This window comes from Paenarthrobacter nitroguajacolicus, assembly GCF_007786235.1.
In the GTDB taxonomy this organism is placed as follows: domain Bacteria; phylum Actinomycetota; class Actinomycetes; order Actinomycetales; family Micrococcaceae; genus Arthrobacter; species Arthrobacter nitroguajacolicus_A.
Genome location: NZ_VNFK01000083.1, coordinates 1 through 561 on the forward strand (window position 1 = coordinate 1; position 561 = coordinate 561).

1 protein-coding gene is annotated in these 561 nt (G+C 61.7%); it reads right to left on the reverse strand.

The genetic code is table 11. The features are described from left to right. A partial coding sequence (locus tag FQP90_RS23070) for a hypothetical protein (protein WP_144653443.1) occupies nt 1-546 on the reverse strand: 546 nt, incomplete at its 3' end. Nucleotides 547-561 lie beyond the last annotated feature (15 nt).

Consider the following 561-nt stretch of genomic DNA (forward strand, 5'->3'; position numbering starts at 1 on the left):
GGCGATCTGCTCAAGCCACGTCGCGTCAGCGGCGTTCTCAGTCAGCAGTTCCTCGAACCCCGACACAAACGTGACACTGCCGCTATTCACCCACGAACACGCTGAGGTGAAACCGCTCCACGCGTTCCGGATTCTCCCCAGCTCCGCGTCCAGGATGTTGGTAAAGGCGCGGGATTGGGACACAAATTCGCGCAGCTTTCCAGGATCAGCCGAGCTGGTAGCGCCCCCCGATCCACCGGCGAATCGAACCCGGTCGCTCGGGGAAAACACCGCTGAAATCGTCGGAGCAGCGACCGGCCAATCCATCGGCATGGGATCACTCAACGGGCTCACGAAAGACTGAAAGTGTTGTTCACGGATATCGGCGCGTTGCTGCCAAGGGTTAAGGTCCTTCAGCCGGGACTTCTCTTCCCGCGCCTTGAGCTTTGCTTGCCTGACCTCCTCCGCCAACGCCGCGAGGACACCGGCAAGCCGGCCCCGGTCATTGGCCCGGACGGCCAAAGCGTTGGCGAACAAGGTCGCATAGCCGCCCTTAAAGTCCTCCATCGCATAACCCGTGGC